The sequence below is a fragment of the Chitinophaga cymbidii genome (assembly GCF_007992715.1).
Classification (GTDB): Bacteria; Bacteroidota; Bacteroidia; order Chitinophagales; family Chitinophagaceae; genus Chitinophaga; species Chitinophaga cymbidii.
Genome location: NZ_BKAU01000005.1, coordinates 194,708 through 212,969 on the forward strand (window position 1 = coordinate 194,708; position 18,262 = coordinate 212,969).

An 18,262-nucleotide genomic window follows, 5' to 3' on the forward strand; every position below is an offset into this window, starting at 1 on the left:
GAAAAATAAAGATTTGTTACAAATGAAAATAGCGATTGGCTTTATACTCCTCTTGTGTTCTTTATCGCTTTCCGCCCAGGAACGCCCTTTGCAGATATGGTTCAATAAACCCGCCGCTCAATGGGAAGAAACGCTTCCATTAGGCAATGGCCGCCTGGGCATGACGCCGGACGGCGGCGTGGAAAAGGAAAAGGTAGTACTGAACGATATCACGCTCTGGTCCGGCAGCCCGCAGGACGCCAACAACTACGAAGCGTATAAACAGCTGCCGGAAATAAGAAGGCTGCTCTCCGAAGGAAAGAACGATGAAGCGCAGAAGCTGATCGACAAGAATTTCGTATGCCTCGGCCCCGGCTCCGGCGGCCCGCAATGGGGATGCTTCCAGATGCTGGCAGACCTGCACATCACTTACAAATACGATGGAGATGCCAGCGCTTACCAGGATTACCGCCGTTGGCTTTCCCTGGACAGCGCCCTTGCCACTACGGTAATGACCATCAACGGCGTGCACTACAAACGCGAATATTTTACCAGCTTCGGTGATGACGTGGACGTGATCCGCCTCACCGCCAGCGAAAAGGGAAAGATCAGTTTCTCCACCGCCATCAGCCGCCCGGAAAGAGGCGCAGCTTCCATCGCGGGTCAGGCATTGCTGCTGGAAGGCCAGCTGGATAACGGAACAGACGGGAAAGGAATGCAATATCTCACGCAGGTAAAGATCGTGCATACCGGCGGGAAGCAAACGGTAAAAGACAACGCGCTGGTGCTGGATGGCGCCGATGAAGCCCTGATCTTCATTTCCACCGCAACGGATTTTCGCAACCCGGATTATAAGGCGCTGGTGGAAAAGAACATGCGTGCCGCGATCAGAAAAACGTATGCTGTACAAAAGCAGCAGCACGTCCGTAATTTCCGCAAGCTGTTCGGCCGCGTGGCCGTTGACCTCGGAACGGGGCCTGCGGAAAGCCTGCCCACCGACCAGCGGCTGGCAGCCTATTATCAGCATCCCGAAAAAGACAGATCATTGCCGGTGCTCTTCCTGCAATTCGGCCGGTACCTGAGCATCAGCAGCACGCGGGTAGGGCTGCTGCCGCCCAATTTGCAGGGGCTTTGGGCGAACCAGGTGCGCACGCCCTGGAATGGTGATTATCACCTGGACGTGAATGTGCAGATGAACCACTGGCCGGTGGAGATGTCCAACCTCTCCGAACTGAACCTGCCGCTAACGGAGCTGGTGCGCGGACTGGTAAAACCCGGTGAAAGAACGGCCAAAGCCTATTACAATGCCGAAGGATGGGTGGCGCATGTGATCACCAATGTATGGGGTTTCACCGAGCCCGGCGAAAGCGCTTCCTGGGGCGTTACCAAATCCGGTTCAGGCTGGCTGTGCAATAATTTGTGGGAACATTATGTTTATACCGATGATATTGCCTATCTCAAAAGCATCTATCCCATCCTGAAAGGATCGGCGCTGTTTTATAAAAGTATTTTGGTGAAGGATGAAAAAACAGGATGGCTCGTTACTTCGCCGTCTTCTTCCCCCGAGAACTCCTTTTATCTTCCGAACGGGAACCACGCCAGCATTTGCACAGGCGCTACGATAGACAACCAGATCATCCGCGAACTGTTCACGAACGTCATCGAAGCCAGCCGTAAGCTGAAAACAGATCAGGCATTCGCGGATACGCTGCTGGCGCAGATGGCGCAGCTTCCGCCCGCGGGCATCATTGCGCCGGACGGCCGCATACAGGAATGGCTGGAAGACTATAAAGAAACAGATCCGCAGCACCGCCATATCTCGCATCTGTACGGCCTGTACCCCGCGAACCTCATCACGGCCAACGGTACGCCGGAGCTGGCCGCCGCGGCAAAAAAATCACTGGAGGTAAGAGGCGATGACGGCCCCAGCTGGGCCATTGCCTATAAGCAGCTTTTCTGGGCAAGATTGCTCGACGGCAACCGCGCCTTCAAATTACTGCGCGAGCTGCTGAAGCCCACTCTGCGCACGGACATTAACTACGGCGCAGGCGGCGGCGTATATCCCAATCTGTTCTCCGCCGGCCCGCCGTTCCAGATAGACGGCAACTTCGGCGCCGCCGCCGCGATCATGGAAATGCTGCTGCAAAACCATGCCGGTTACGTGGAACTGCTGCCCGCCATTCCCGATTTGTGGAAAGAACATGGTAAGGTGAAAGGGCTGAAGGCAAGAGGCAACCTGACCGTTGATTTTGAATGGAAAAACGGGAAGGTCACACACTATAAGATATCGTCGCCCACCCGGAAAAAAGTACAGGTGAAAGTAAACGGAAAACAGTCAACATACACAACAGAATAAATGCTTATGAAGATCAGGTTAACCATCTGGATTTTTTTGGGTTTGTGCGCGGGCGGCCTTCATGCCCAGAATGTCATCATTCCTGTGGAAACAGCGAACAATGCGCTGGTGCTGGAAGCGAATAAGGAAAAGGATTTGTCAGTCATCTATTTCGGCAGGAAGCTGGCCAATGAAAAGGAGTATCAGCTGGTACCTTCGGTTTATCAGCAAACAGGCGATTATTCCGAAGTGCTGAACGCCGCCTATACGCCGTCGGGCTCCCGCAACCTGCTGGAACCGGCGATCTCGGTGGTGCATGCGGACGGCGACCGCTCGCTGGACCTCCGTTATGTAAAACACGAACGCCAGCAGCTGGACGAAAATATTACGCTTTTAAAAGTAACTCTCAAAGATCCGGTGTATGATTTTGAAGTCGTGCTGCATTATAAGATCTACCCCCAACAGGATGTGATCGAGCAATGGTCCGTGATCCGCCATCATGAGAAAGGGAATGTGGTGCTGGAGAAATACGCCTCCGCCAATTTGTACCTCAAGGCGCAGGGCTTCTGGCTGCAGCAGTATCATGGCGACTGGGCGAAGGAAATGCAGCCGGAGGAATCGAAGATCACCCACGGCATTAAAACCCTCGATTCTAAGCTGGGCACCCGCGCGAATATTTTCCAGCCTTCGGTGTTCATGGTGTCGCTGAACAAACCAGCTACGGAGGATGAAGGAACCGTGCTGTACGGCGCGCTGGAATACAGCGGCAATTTCAGAACGGACATCGAACTGGATTACCAGGACAATCTCCGTATCATCTCTGGCATCAACAATTATGCATCGCCCTACACCCTGAAACCGGGCGAAGCATTTACCACACCCGCTTTCCTCTATATCTTCTCCGATAAAGGAAAGGGCTATGCGAGCCGTCAGCTGCACGACTGGGCCCGGAATCATCGCATCCTCAACGGCCAGGGAAACCGGCTGACGCTGCTCAATAACTGGGAAGCCACTTATTTTGATTTTAATGAAGACAAGCTGAAAGCGCTGCTGCACGATACGAAAAAACTCGGCGTTGATCTTTTCCTGCTTGATGACGGATGGTTCGCCAACAAATATCCCCGCAATAACGACAAGGCTGGCCTTGGCGACTGGCAGGAAAATAAAAGCAAGCTGCCGAACGGCGTTGCCAGCCTGGTGAGGGAAGCCACGAAGAACGGCGTCAAATTCGGGATATGGGTGGAGCCGGAGATGGTCAACCCCAAAAGCGAGCTCTACGAAAAGCATCCGGACTGGGTGATCAAAGAACCTGCCCGCAAAGAGCACTATTTCCGCAACCAGCTTGTGCTGGACCTCGCCAATCCCGCCGTGCAGGATTTCGTGTTCGGCATCGTGAACGGCCTGTTCGAGCGCAATCCCGGCCTGGCCTATATCAAATGGGACTGCAATGCCGTGATATATAATGCGCACTCCGCTTATCTCGGCCGGCAGCAATCTCATTTCTATATTGAATACATGCGCGGCCTGTACAACGTACTCAAACGCATCCGCGAGAAACACCCCACCGTGCCCATGATGCTCTGCTCCGGCGGCGGCGGGCGCGTGGACTACGAAGCGCTGAAATATTTCACCGAATACTGGCCGAGCGACAACACGGACCCGCTGGAAAGGATCTTCATCCAGTGGGAATATTCCTATTTCTATCCCGCGATCGCCAGCGCCAACCACGTAACGGACTGGGGAAAGCAGCCCATCAAGTTCAGAACGGACGTAGCGATGATGGGCAAGCTCGGCTTCGACATCGTTGTCAGTCATCTGAACGAAAAAGACCTCGCGTATTGCCAGCAGGCGATCAAAGAGTACAACGGTTTCAAGGACATTGTGTGGAAAGGAGATCAATACCGCTTGTCCGACCCGCGGAAAGGGGCCGTTGCTTCCGTTGCTTATATCAATAAAGAGCGCTCGGAAGGCGTCATCTTCAATTACCTCGTGAGCAACCGTTACGGCGCGGGCAGCGCGTATCCCATCCGTTTGAAAGGGCTTGATCCGGCGGCGGTTTACCAGTTGGAGGAGATCAGTCTTTATCCCGGTACGAAGTCATCCATCGATGGCGGGAGGCAGTATTCAGGAGAGTTTTTGATGACTGTTGGGTTTAACCCGGAGGTGTCTGCGGGGAGGGCGAGTGTGGTGCTGAGGGTGAAGAAAAGATAAGCCTATAAAAATTCAATTGTAGACGGCCGGTCGTAGTCATTCGTATGGTAGGAATACTCAAACAGCAGCCGGGCGAGTAGCGTTTTGACCGCGCGTACATCGTTGTTGAAAAGCCTCAAAGCAGAATAGTCTGCATTTTATTTGCCATTTGCGCTGGAATCCGGTATCTTAAAGCTTTTTCATTGAAAGAGCACCGTGCCTATGGACAAAATTATCTTCAACGAAGCACAGCGGATATGGACTGAAATAGCGCAACACAAAACACCCGGAGAGCTGAAGCTGGAAGTAGAACTCTACAAGAAACTCCTTAATATCTTCCAGGTCGGCGATTACTACTACATGGTCTTTAACCCGCCGGAGATGATCATAGAATTTACCAGCAACTCCATCACCCCCGTGTTGGGTTATCAGCCGCACGAGTTTCAGCTCGACAAACTGATGGAGATCATACACCCGGATGACCTTCCCTACTTTATCAATTTCGAAGCGACAGTTACGAATTTCTGGCGGCAACTTCCTCCGGATAAAGTAAAGAAATATAAAAGCAGGTATGACTACCGCGTACGGAAAAAGGACGGCAGCTATATCCGCATCCTGCAACAGATCATCACCATACAGAGCGATGAAGATGGCGCCGTGCTGCGTACATTTGTGGTACACACGGATATTTCCCACCTGAAGAAAGACAACCGGATGATCCTGTCTTTCATTGGCCTTGACGGCGAGCCTTCCTATATCGATGTTGATCCTGTGCAGCGGCTGACGCCTTATAAAGAAATACTGACGCCGCGTGAGAAACAGATACTCAGCTTACTGGCGCAGAACCTCACTTCCAAAGAGATCGCGGCAAAGCTGGATATCCGTTATGCAACGGTATCAACGCACCGTAAGAATATACTGGGCAAGACCAATACTTCATCCGTTCTTGAGTTGGTGCAACTAGCTTTGGAGAAAGGCTGGCTCTGATGACAGCCGCATACCCTACGTAGGGTATTGAGTCGTCCGGCAGGGCAGGTTACCTTTGTGCGAAAACCTGACCTGATGAAAAAATGGCTGTCGATTACACTACTGATCCTGTTTGTTACCCGGGTAACGGCGCAGCGTACCCACTCGCACAAAGTTTCTTTCAGCGACCTGAAGGGATTTTCCGGTTACGTCACGTTTGAAACGTTTTATGAAGGATTCGCCACCGTTGTGAAAGGGCGTAAAGCGCATCTTGTGTTGACGAGGTACAATACCTCCGCGGAGAACCTGGCAGTATTGTACAAAGCGGGAATAGACCTGCGCGGGTATCCTTCCTCCGCTTATACGCCGGAGCGGTACAGTTTCGATGTTTCTTTCAATGCGCAGCTGATTCACGCCGCAGCGGGCGCCGCGGTTATTGTCAACAACACGAAGAACAAGCTAAGTCTTTCTCAGAGCGGAACTGATTTTACCACTATTGAATTTGGCCAGCCGGTCGCCGACCGCGTAAACAAATGGCAACGGGAAAACAACCGCTCCGCCTGGGAAGAAGCGGGGAATATCCGTAATACGGAGGTCACTGCCCTGTATGTGACGGACCTGAAAAACGAGATAGACCGCCTGCTGGGTGAGCATGCGAGAAACAAAAGCCGTTTCAAACAGTTGCTGGACCAGGCGAAAGCGGCAGCGGGCAAATATAATTTCGAAGCAGCGGAGAGTTACCTGGCAAAGGCCGCCGACATGAAAACCGGCGCCTCGGACGAACAGAAAGCCCTGGACGCGGCAAAGTCTTTCGTAAAGGAAAAGAAAGCCGCGCAGCAAAAGGAAGAGGAAAAGAAGAAGAAGGAAGAAGAAGAGAAGAAGAAAAAGGAGGAAGAGGAGAAGAAAAAGAAGGAAGAAGAGGAAAAGAAGAAAAAGGAGGAAGAAGAGAAGAAAGCAACGGAGAAAGAAACTGAAACAGAAGCGGCTAAAACCGCCGGTGGCGGTAGCGGCAGTGGCGGCGGTGGAAAGGAAAAGAAGGATGAAAAGAAAACAACCAGCACAAAAACGAAAGAAAAGTCCGGCTCCTCCGAAAAAAAGACGGTTTACATCCCCAAGACCTCCAAACAGCTCTATGATGAGTTGAAAACGATGACGGACCGGAATCCCGGCATGTTGAACAACCCCACGATCCGGCAGCAGCTGCGGGGCTATAAGATCATGGCAGACCGTGAAGATTATAACAATACGCTGAGCCGCGCCGGCGCGTTCAACCCCTCCAATTATTCACCGGGAACTTACAGCAAGGTCATGGGGCAGATCGCTTCTACGAACTACCGCATGGATGTAGCGGCGAATACTGTTGGTGCCATAACGGATATGGCTACCGGCGTGGTGAACAGCATTATCGCGGAGAAGAACAGGAAGGATGCGCAGCAACGCGCCGAGCGGGAAAGGGAGCGCCGGGCGGATGAGCAGCGAAGAGCGGACATCAGGGCGCACCGGGAGCAGGTGGAGAAGGAACGGTACAGCTATGAGGAAAAAGTAGAAAAAGCGTTGAAGAAGGATTATAAGCTGGCCTACACGGTAAATGACAAATATATCTATTTCAATACCGAAAAGGCGGAATTCGACAGGAGCAGTTTGAACTGGACTTTCGAGAAGGTTTCCGCTTCGCTGGGCATCGCGTCAAAGGTCTATATCATAGAAAAAGACAAGCTGCTGGGCCTCGCGGGGGATAACGGCGCCGTTATATACCCGCCGCAGTTTGAAGGAATTGCCGTTTACACGGAAAAGGGATGGCGTCCCCGTTTTCTCATCAATATGAAAGACAAATGGGGCGAGCTGCGCTTTGACGGTGAACAGGAGGAGGATGTGAAGCATGACGGTATCTGGTACCTGGCCAACCGCACTAAGCTGATGAGGGATGGTGATCAGTGGACGCTGAAAACATTCTATACCGGCGACCAGCCATCCACAACAACCAGTTTCACGACGGATGAACTGTCAGATCACTTCACCGGCGGGTTGATACCCGTGCTCAGCAAACCCGCAAAGGGTGTCACGCAGACTTCGGGTTACTCCGCGCCGGAAGGTCTGCTCATGACAACGGACGGGAAATTCTATAACCTTACCGACAATCAGAACGGACAAGGCATCGTGCTCAAATACTGGAATACGACATCTTCCGTTAAAGATCCCGATCTTTCCGGGAAACTCTTCAGGATCGGAAATACCTGGTACGACAGGCTGTACAACAAGAAAACAAAGGCGGTGACGATCCGTCAATTGCCGGAAAAATTTGCCGTTCCTGTTTGCGAAACGCAGTACGACAAAAAGGAAAGAGAGAGATTTACAAAATGGGGCATGCTCAACCAGGATGGAAAACTTATCATACCCATCGATCATGATTATCTCACACCATTTGACCAGGGCGTAGCATCGTCCGATAAAGGCGCCTACAATACAGAAGGAAAACTTATCCTGGATGCAAGAGGGAAATACAACTACGTTTCTACTTTCAGCAAAGGCTACGCTTTCTTTTATAATGGTAAGCTGGCGTTGCGGGAAGACGGGTTCATGAATAGAAGCGATGCGAAATGGAAACAGCTCAAGGATGTGCCGGTGGCCGGGGTGCTCGATGTGCATGGCCGGGAAATATATGCAGTAAAAACAATGTCGGAATATGATAATATTTACCATATCCTGGCAAAGAACGCCCCCGACAGGGAGATGGCTTTATACTGGTACCACCGCCTGCCTGATGCGGTAAAGACGGGTAGCTATAAATACAAATTTATGGTGGAAGAGATGGGTAATATCTATTTCCAGATGAAGAACTATGATAAAGCGCTGGAGTATTATATCATCAGCGCCAGGCAGAACTGGAGCAGCTATTTCGAATCCTCCCGCTGGTACTCATCGTTTGCGGACTACCGCACGAAATACCAGGATCTGACCGAAAGGATCGGGGATTTCTACATGTACCGCCTGCCGGATTCCATGTATGTTTTAAACGCCATGTACTGGTACGAGGCTTCCGGTAAACGCGGTGGTCTGCGGGCGATGGTGAAGCTGGCGGAAGCCAATGCCTTTTCCAATTATCCCATAGCACTGAAAGCAAACTTGTCCCGCATCAGGAAAATGGCGCCCAAACATAAATATGTGCATCATTATGTGCAGGGGTTGGTGCACCTGCAGAAAAAATCCTTCAAAAAAGCGAAAAGCGCATTCCTGAAATCCGCTAAAAAGAAGGATTATTACGCGCCGGAATATATGCTGGGCCTTATGTATAGCTCCGGCAAGTACGGAGAAACGCCGGATACCGCACTGGCGGTGGAATGGTTAAAAAAGGCCGGGGAACACAATAGCGCCCTGGCCCACCTGGAATATGGCAAGATACTGCTGGCCCGGCATGACCTGGAACAGGCGGAAGTATATCTCAATAAAGCCGCTGCCGCTGATCGTTACGAAGCATACGATTGCCTCGGCCGCCTGTTCGAGGAAAAATATCCCGATATGCCGCTGAAGGACAACCGGCTGGCCGTTTCCAACTACGAAAAGGGCGCGAAATGGGGGGTAGCGTCCGCTAAGGAACGCCTGCTCGCCGTTATTTCAGCGATGGCGGATACGAAAGACACAACGGCCGGCAAACCCGCTCAGCCATCGGTGAGCGCCTCCTTTCCTGGTGGAAACAAGGCATTTATCGCTTATGTCTCTGAAAAGATGAATACTTCCCCGTTGTTCTCCGATAATCAAAGGAACCGGCAGGTGAATGTGAGCTTCATCGTAAGCAGGGAAGGAAAGGTCATTGGCGTGGAAGTGCAGAATACAAACGACCGGGAGGTGACCGCTGAAATTATCCGCGTGTTCACATCGTCGCCCGAATGGAAGCCCGCCGTGCAGAACGGCCGGCCGGTGAATGTACAGATGAGCCAGGTGCTTGCAATATAAACCGGAAAAAGCTATCCGCTATTCTGAAAACCGGTCATTGATAGAAAAAGGAGGCCGTCTTTCAACATAGAAGACGGCCTCATTCTATTAAGAACATGAGTATGCCTATGCTTTTCCCGTTTTTTCTGATGGCAGGGATGAGGATGAATGGCCGGTAAAGGCGAGGGCAAGGCCAGGGTGAAGCGGGTATGAAGCGGATTAAAGGCCGACTAAGGCCGATCCAAGGCCGATAGTATGCGAGTACGAGGCCAGTACGAGGGGTTTTCCTCCTCCCCGGCTGGCCGGAATAACGTCCTTCACTCCACCTGCCGGGTGGAATTAACCCGGATACAGCATTAAGTTTACGCGCGCCGCAGCGGATAAGACAATTTCCCGGGTTGAGACAGGGACCGGAAAGTCTTGTCTTGGTAGTTATGCCTGCTATTAGTTAATTATAAATATGTACATTTAACTTGTGCAAATTATTAGCTAACTGCTTTGTTTTCCGATCACCAAAATCAAAAAGTATGAAAGCACTCAAGAAAATTCTCATTGTATTGGCTATTTTGATCGCTATCCCGCTGATCATTGCGCTCTTTTTGAAGAAAGATTACGCAGTGGAACGGGAGATTACCATCAACAGGCCCAAACAGGAAGTTTTTGACTATGTAAAGCACCTCAAAAACCAGGACAACTACAGCAAATGGGCCATGATGGACCCGGATATGAAGAAAACATACCGTGGTACCGACGCCACTGTGGGTTTTGTGTCCGCCTGGGACAGTGAGGATAAGAATGTAGGTGCGGGTGAGCAGGAAATAAAAAAGATCACGGAAGGGGAACGGGTAGATTTTGAGCTTCGTTTTATCAGGCCGTTCGAATCAACAGAAGCGGCTTATATGATCACCGAAGCGTCTCCGGAAGATCAAACCAACGTAAAATGGGGATTCAACGGGCATATGAATTACCCGATGAACCTGATGTTGCTGTTTATGGACTTCGAAGAAATGATCGCTAGTGACCTGGATACCGGCCTGACCAGGCTGAAGGGCGTACTGGAATCCCGGCCGATGGCTGCCAATGGCAGTAAAGAGTTTTTACTGGAATACTTCAACCGCACGACCAGCGATCTCGAAAAAAGCGTGGCAGGGCTGAGCGAAGCGCAATTGAAATTCAAGCCGGCCGCTGATAAATGGTCCGTGAGCCAATGCCTGGAACATATTATTGCCACCGAAAAAATGCTGTTCGGGATGTCTGAGAAGGAACTGGAAAAGCCAGCGCAGCCGGAACTGAAAGGGGAGGTGAAACTATCCGATAAAGAACTGATCGCGGCAATGACCGACCGCAGTGAAAAACACAAAACGTCAAAAGCGCTGGAAGGCCAGGGCCTGTATACCGATCCGCAAACAGCCCTCAATGACCTGTCCGTGGCCCGCAAGCCGGTACTTACATATATTCAGAACGCATCTTTAGAAGACCTGCGTAATCACGTCATCGATTATCCTACCGGGAAAGCAGACGGTTATCAAAGCCTGCTGTTCATCGCAGCGCATTGCGCGAGGCATACTTTGCAGATCGAGGAAGTGAAATCCGATGCGGGTTTTCCGAAGAACTGACCTGCAGCATTGTACTTTTAAATTATGACGCCCAACCAGGAAGGATACACGCTTCCGGGTTGGGTGGCCTTTTTTCCGGCTCTCCGGCAGCATACCATCCATCCCGGTTAGTAATGATACCTGGCTCCGATAGGGTGTATTCAGCAAATTTGACCAGCAGCCGTTAAAAGATGTTACGGTATACCTGCGTGTACAGCTCCGTGCTCCCGATGCACAGTGTATCTTCAGCTATAGCGAAGATGGTGAGCACTATCAGTCAATCGGCAAACCCTTTACGGCGCAACCCGGCAAATGGATGGGCGGCAAAGTAGGTTTGTTCAGTACGGCCAGGCCCGGTGTACGTATTGGTGGTTATGCTGATGTGGACTGGTTCAGGATGGAACATTTGGAGTGATGGGATCGACAGATCACAGCTCATATCCCGTCAGACCGCAGTTGGAAATTTTAATTATTTTAGCCGGGCAACCAACAAATTCAGCGAATTGCCCGGAAAGGAAACAAATAACGAAAGAGAGCTGCTGGTGAAGATCGCCGAAGGGAACGAGAGCGCCTTCCGTGAATTGATGCACGTCTATCAACCGCTTTTGCTTACTTATGTTTTTCAATTGACAAAGTCCGTCAGCAACGCGGAAGAGATCGTTCAGGACGTATTTTTGAAGATATGGATGGGCCGCGAAGCGCTCGCCGACGTGCAACGCTTCAAAGGATATTTGTTTATTGTCTGCCGAAATTATGCGCTGGACCAGCTGCGTAAAATAGCCCGTGAACGCGAACTGGCCGCCCGCTGGGAAAGCGAGCAGGCGCAGCTGGACAAGTACCCTCCCGCTGATACGGAAACGCCGGCCGCCATCTTTACACTGCTGGATGAAGCAGTTAACCGTCTTCCTCCCCAACAACAAAAGGTGTACCTGCTTGCGAGGCGGGATGGCCTGCCGCATGCGGAGATCGCCCGGCAAACCGGCTTGTCGGTACTCACCGTCAAAAAATATATGAAACTGGCCATTGCCGCTATCACGGCCTTTATCCGTGCGCGGGTAGGGAATATTCCCCTGGTCTGGATAATGTTTGCGATCGCCCCGGAAAATTTTCTCTAAAAAAGTTTCCACCCCATGGCCCCCGCCGTGATATCTTTTCGTCTTTATATAAAATTGCGCATCGCAGCTTATGCAAGAGATCGACATACAGCAACTTCTTCACCGTTACATGAAGGGCGTAGCCACTCCCGAAGAGGAGCAGGCACTCAGAGAATTTCTGCGGAAAAACCGGGATGACAGCCAGCTTGTTCGCCTGCTGGAAGATGAATGGGAGAATTTGCAGGAAGCAGATGCGCGGTTCAGGGAATATGATGTGGACGCTTCCTGGCGCAGGATCGTGCAGCCGGCCGGGCCTGTTGTCCGCCGTATGCATTTTATCCGCCGGTGGGGATGGGTTGCCGCCGTCCTGTTCATACTGGCCGCCGGCGCTGTGTTCTGGATGCAACGGGCAGATCGGCAGGATGCCGTCGTTGCGCAGATTACCGATATAGCCCCGGGCAGCAATAAAGCCACGCTGACCCTCGCGGATGGTTCTGTTATTACGCTGGACAGCACCGGTAACCAGGTGATCAGACAAGGGAATACGGCCATCCGTCAACACGGTGGTCAATTACAGTATGATGTTCGGGGAACGAATGCCACCATAAGTTATAATACACTTACAACGCCGAATGGCGGCCAGTTTCAGCTGCTGCTGCCGGACGGCACAAAAGTGTGGTTGAATGCCGCCAGCTCCATCCGGTACCCGACTGTATTTGCCGGTCAGGAACGCCGTGTGGAGATGACGGGCGAAGTTTATTTTGAAGTAGCTGGCAACGCGCAGCAGCCCTTCCGGGTAAGCGCTGCCGGCAAAGCGGAAATAGAGGTGCTGGGCACGCATTTCAACGTCAATTCCTATGAGAATGAAGCAATCCTGCGCACTACATTGATAGAAGGCCGGGTAAAGGTTAATGGCAAACAGATAAAACCCGGCCAGCAGGCACAGATAGCGGCCGGTATCCGCATTGTTGATCATGTTGATCCAGACAAGGTGATGGCCTGGAAAAACGGGCTTTTCAATTTTGAAGGCGCCACCCTCCCGGAGGTAATGAGACAGCTGGAACGCTGGTACGATATAAAAGTTATTTATGAGGGAACAGTCCCCGATATTGAATTTATGGGAGAGTTGAGCAGAAATATTTCTTTGAATGAGTTACTGGATATCTTAAAGAGAATGCAGGTCGGCTTCCGGCTGGAGGAAGGAAGGCGGCTGATCGTAATAAATAAGTAGCAGATTCTTCTCCTGCTGTATGCAAACTATGCCTTCATCCGATCCCCATTTTTGAAAATACAGGATCAACCAAAAAAAATCCGGAAGCGATTGAGCCCGCTTCCGGTAAACAGTTCAGTTGGTCCAAATTGAGCGTCAATCTCTATTTTTTAACAACCAAAACCTTTGCAAAAGTATGCAAAAAAATGCGCCGCCTGGCCGGTTCTATCAAACATTTTTAGTCATGAGGCTAGTTATTGTATTACTCACAATTTCTTTTATGCAGGTACAGGCTACCGGCAAAGCCCAGTCAGTGACCATTTCAGGAAAAAACATCCCGCTGAAAGAAGTATTCGCTGCCATTAAACAACAAACCGGCTATGTTGTATTTGCCAGGAAGGATGATAACCTGATGCGGCGGAAAGTTTCGCTGAATGTCAGCAACGCGCCGCTGCGGGAGGTACTGGAAACGATACTGAAAGACCGGTCTTATGAATTTATCATCCGCGACAAATCGATCATTCTTACGCCGGTACCGGCCGCTGCGCTTCCCGCCAGGAAACCCGCGGCTGAGGACAAAACCTCACCGCCTCTTGTTCCCGTTAGCGGGCGCATTATAGGGGCGAACGGACAGCCGGTCCCTGAAGTGACCATTGTGGTAAAAGGAACTTCGAAAGGGACTACCTCCGGCGCCGACGGCTCTTTTTCGATAGAACTGGACGACGGGGATGTGCTGCATATTTCAGCAGTCGGTTTTGTACCGGTCACGCTCAAACTGTCGGGGACGGTGTTCCAGGTGATCACACCGGGCGCAAAAGGGAATGCGGGCGGCAGCCAGCTGTCCGATCCGGCACTTGCCTCGCTGGTAGTGCGGTTAATGCCCGGCACGTCGAAGCTGGATGAAGTGCAGATCATGGCTTACGGCAGCACTACCAAACGGCTCTCTACCAGCAGCATCGCCACCGTTACGGCGAAAGAGATCGAACGCCAGCCGGTCTCGAACCCGCTGGAAGCGATGGTCGGCAGAATTCCAGGTATGAAGGTGCAACAGGGCGACGGGCTCCCCGGCGGATGGTTCGATATCGTTGTGAGGGGGCAAAACTCTCTTACCAGCGGTTACCGTCCGCTCATACTGGTAGATGGAGTGCCTTTCACCAACGAGAACATGGCAGTGTCCTTTCCGGGCACCAATACCTACAATAGCCCGATGAACACACTGAACCCCGGTGATATTGAAAGTATCGATGTACTGAAAGATGCCGATGCAACCGCCATTTACGGCTCCCGGGGCTCCAACGGTGTTATACTGATCACCACTAAAAAAGGCAAACCGGGCAAGACCAGCCTGGACATTAATGCCTATACAGGTATATCCACTGCTACGGTGAAAGCAAAATTCCTCAATACACAGCAATACCTGGAAATGCGCAGGGAAGCTTTCCGGAACGATGGCATCGAGCCGACGGTACTGAATGCGCCGGATCTCCTCGCCTGGGATACTACCCGGTATACCGACTGGACCCGGGAGTTCTTCAGCCGCCGGGCTGTTAATAGTAATGTACAGCTCTCGCTGTCCGGCGGAAACCGGTATAACCAGTTCAGGCTGGGGGCGGCCTATCATTACCAGACGCCTGTCTATGCCGAAGTGGCGAAAAGAACGTTGGGGCAGGATTTCCGTTATTACAAAACATCCGTACACTTCAGCTTTAATCACCGTTCAGCGGACAGCCGCCTGACGCTTGGGCTAAGTGCGGGCATCAGTCTGGATAACAGCCGGTTTTCCACCGGCAGCACCAATAATATTCATTTGCCGCCTAACGCGCCAAGGCCGCTGGATGCAGACGGCAACCTGGTATGGGAGGAAGGTGGGGCAACTTACCAGAACCCCCTGGCCCAGTTCCACAATCACTACAATGCGAAAAATACGGCGTTGACCAGCAGCTTCAATCTCGGATACCGGTTATGGAAAGGCCTGCAATTCAAACTGACAGGCGGCTATAATTCCGTTATGCTGGACCAGCTTACCCTAAGCCCGGCGAAAGGCAGAGAGCCTACTTCCTCCTTAAACCCCACCGCCAATAAAGTAAAGAACACGGTCAACAGCTGGCAGGTAGAACCCATGCTTCAGTACAACACCACCGCCGCCGGAGGGAAGCTGGAAGTGTTGCTTGGCCAAAGCTGGCACGGAAAGCTCAATGATCAGCTGCGCATGCTCATGTCGTTTGATTCGGATACTTACCTGGGGGTGGTAGCACACGCCACCGGCAATACGATCCGGCACAGTCCCGCTGAATACTATTACCACGGCATCTATGGCCGCGTCAACTATAACCTCCGTAACAAATACATCCTGAACCTTACCGCCCGGCGGGACGGCTCGTCCCGCTTCGGGCCGGGCAGGCGCTACTCCAACTTCGGGGCGCTGGGTGCTTCGTACATCTTTACGGAAGAGAACTTTTTCAGCGAACATATGCCTTACCTGAGCTTCGGTAAACTAAGGGCTAATTACGGCGTCACCGGCAATGATAACATCGGCGATTACGTATTCTTCGATACCTGGAGCTCGCAGGGAAGCAGCTATTTTTACGACGGTCTCTCCGGTCTTATCACCAGCAAACTCTTCAACGCGGATTATAGCTGGGAAAAGAACCTCAAGCTGGAGCTCGCACTGGACCTTGGCTTCTTTAATGACCGCCTGCTGCTCGGCGCCAACTATTACCGCAGCAGGGCAGGCAGTCAGTTGATCAACTATACACTTCCGGCACAGACCGGTTTCACCAGCGTCAACAAAAACTTTGAAGCCGTTATCCTGAACTACGGCATGGAATGGAATATAACAGCGGTGCCGGTACGGAAAAAGGATTTTGAATGGTCCTTCAATGTAAACGGTACTATTGCACGTAACAAACTGGCCGCGTTTCCCGGGCTGGAAAATACATCTTATGCCACCCGGTTCTTCATTGGAAAGCCCATTACACTCCTCCGCTACTACAATTATCTGGGCATCAGCCAGGAAACGGGCCTGTACGAATTTGCAGGCACTACCAGCAAGGACCGGAATACATTGGTGGATGTGGGAACGCCGACCCTCTATGGCGGCATGTCGCATACGCTGTCCTTTAAAGGATTCAGCGTGGACATGTTCTTCCAGTATGTCAGGCAGGAGCTTAGTTCTTACCTGAACCGCCTGAGCGCTGCCCCCGGGGGAATGTCCAATCAACCGGTACAGGTGATGGACCGTTGGCAGAAACCTGGCGACCAAACGGCTTTCCAGCGCTTTACTACTGGCGGGGCCGGCGCGCAGGCTTACAGCTACTTTAAAACGTCCAACGCATATATTGTAGACGCTTCTTTTCTCCGGTTCAAGAATCTTTCTGTTTCCTGGACTGTCAGCGAAAAAATAGTGAAATGGGCGCGGCTGAACAATCTTCGCCTGTACATGCAGGCGCAGAACCTTTTCGTGCTCACGCCATATGAAACCGGGGACCCGGAACAGGGCAGCCTCGGCAACCCGTTGACGAAAACATATTCCGCCGGGCTTCAGGTGAATTTATAAACACTGTTACATTCAAATAATAAACTATGCGGATATCCATATTATTATTTCTCTGCTTTTTGTGCTGCTCCTGCAACAAGTTCCTGGAGGTACAGCCGCCTCCGGGGAATTTGTCTCCCGGAGAGGTATTTGAAACGGACGAAACGGCCACCGCGGCGATTATCGGACTGTACATCAAGTATCCCATCTATTTTGGTTACATGTCCTCCACCCATATGGGCCTTTATGCCGATGAGCTGAATTATGTGCCATCCTCCTCCAGCGCAACGGGATATGAAACAACCATGCAATTTCATGAAAGCCGGCTGCAGGAAGACAATAGCACCCTTCAGTATTTCTGGCAGGAAGCCTACAATTTCATCTACCGCTGCACGCTTTGCATTGAGAATATTGCAGCGTCCGAAGCGGTCAGCGCTCCTTTAAAAAAACAGTTAACCGCTGAAGCTGCCTTTCTCCGGGCATTGTCCTATTACAAGATCGTGCGCCAGTTTAAACGGGTGCCGCTGATCAAAGGAACAGACTACCGGGAGAATGCGGTAATTCCCCAGGCAGACCCGGAGGAAGTCTATGCCTACATCATGGAAGATCTCAAAAATGTTATCACTTTATTGAAGGATGAGCCGCTTACCGCAAAGCGCACACGTGTTACAAAATACGCCGCGCAGGCTTTGCTGGCCAGCGTGGAGCTGAGCCGTAAAAACTGGGAACAGGCAGCGTTGATGGCCGGCGAAGTGATCAGCGCTTTCGGGATGGATGACCTTCCGCCGTTGTCTGCTGTGTTTCGCGACAATAGCACCGAAGCAATATTTCATGTTGAGCCGAATACGGAAAATGGATACAGCTCTGAATCCTACGTTTTTATTCCTTCCACTGTAACCGTTATTCCACAGTATGTTATACGGGATGGGCTGGTAGCGGCCTTTGAGCCGGGAGACAAGCGCAGAGAGGAATGGATGGGGAAAAATACTGTGAATGGAGTGGACTATTACTACGCTGCCAAATACAAAATGCGGGCGTCAACCCTGCCAAAAGAGAATCACGTTGTATTACGGCTCGCGGAACAATACCTGATCCGCGCGGAAGCGGAGTGTCAGCGCGACAGGTTCCCGCAGGCTATTGCTGACCTGGATCGCGTCCGGAAGCGGGCAGGATTGCCGCTGATCGCTGACACCCGGCCAGATATCAGCAAGGAAGACCTGCTCGAGGCGATCTACCATGAAAGAAGGGTAGAGCTGTTTGCTGAAAACGGTCACCGCTGGTATGACCTTCTGCGTACCGGTAAAGCCGATGCAGTGATGGGCCAGCTGAAACCGCAAACCTGGAACAGTCGCGGCGTAGCATGGCCGATACCGCAGAATGAACTGGATGCCAATCCGTTCCTGGAACCCAATTATTAATACAAATTAT

The 18,262-nt window shown here is 51.6% G+C and carries 9 protein-coding genes and 1 pseudogene; all 10 read left to right on the forward strand.

Annotated features, from left to right (window positions below; translation table 11 throughout):
- Window positions 1–22 precede the first annotated feature (22 nt).
- The 10 genes and pseudogenes from CCY01nite_RS19510 to CCY01nite_RS19550 all read left to right on the forward strand — a co-directional run bounded on the left by CCY01nite_RS19510 (window position 23) and on the right by CCY01nite_RS19550 (window position 18,252).
- Window positions 23–2,335 carry a glycoside hydrolase family 95 protein gene (locus CCY01nite_RS19510; protein WP_146865334.1) on the forward strand — a complete coding sequence of 771 codons (2,313 nt, stop codon included), beginning with the start codon at window positions 23–25 and terminating at the stop codon, window positions 2,333–2,335.
- A gap of 6 nt (window positions 2,336–2,341) precedes the next feature.
- The gene (locus CCY01nite_RS19515) at window positions 2,342–4,525 is read left to right on the forward strand and encodes an alpha-galactosidase (RefSeq protein ID WP_146865336.1); all 2,184 of its coding nucleotides are present in this window, start codon (window positions 2,342–2,344) and stop codon (window positions 4,523–4,525) included.
- Between the two features lie 201 nt (window positions 4,526–4,726).
- Entirely contained in the window at window positions 4,727–5,491 is a 765-nt protein-coding gene (locus tag CCY01nite_RS19520) for a LuxR C-terminal-related transcriptional regulator (protein ID WP_146865338.1), read from the forward strand.
- 75 nt (window positions 5,492–5,566) lie between these two features.
- The gene (locus CCY01nite_RS19525) at window positions 5,567–9,421 is read left to right on the forward strand and encodes a WG repeat-containing protein (protein ID WP_146865340.1); all 3,855 of its coding nucleotides are present in this window, start codon (window positions 5,567–5,569) and stop codon (window positions 9,419–9,421) included.
- Between the two features lie 506 nt (window positions 9,422–9,927).
- Window positions 9,928–11,016, forward strand: coding sequence for a DinB family protein (locus CCY01nite_RS26655; protein ID WP_186831158.1), 1,089 nt, complete (start codon window positions 9,928–9,930; stop codon window positions 11,014–11,016).
- A 172-nt stretch (window positions 11,017–11,188) separates the two neighbouring features.
- Window positions 11,189–11,410: pseudogene (locus CCY01nite_RS26660) on the forward strand (beta-xylosidase family glycoside hydrolase); the annotation flags it as partial.
- A gap of 88 nt (window positions 11,411–11,498) precedes the next feature.
- On the forward strand, window positions 11,499–12,110 hold the full coding sequence (locus CCY01nite_RS19535) for an RNA polymerase sigma factor (protein WP_186831159.1): 612 nt from the start codon (window positions 11,499–11,501) through the stop codon (window positions 12,108–12,110).
- 70 nt (window positions 12,111–12,180) lie between these two features.
- The gene (locus tag CCY01nite_RS19540; protein WP_146865344.1) at window positions 12,181–13,320 is read left to right on the forward strand and encodes a FecR family protein; all 1,140 of its coding nucleotides are present in this window, start codon (window positions 12,181–12,183) and stop codon (window positions 13,318–13,320) included.
- 223 nt (window positions 13,321–13,543) lie between these two features.
- Window positions 13,544–16,855: a SusC/RagA family TonB-linked outer membrane protein gene (locus tag CCY01nite_RS19545; protein WP_186831160.1), complete on the forward strand. Its 3,312-nt coding sequence runs from the start codon at window positions 13,544–13,546 to the stop codon at window positions 16,853–16,855.
- Window positions 16,856–16,881: 26 nt separating this feature from the next.
- On the forward strand, window positions 16,882–18,252 hold the full coding sequence (locus tag CCY01nite_RS19550; RefSeq protein WP_146865348.1) for a RagB/SusD family nutrient uptake outer membrane protein: 1,371 nt from the start codon (window positions 16,882–16,884) through the stop codon (window positions 18,250–18,252).
- Window positions 18,253–18,262: the final 10 nt, after the last annotated feature.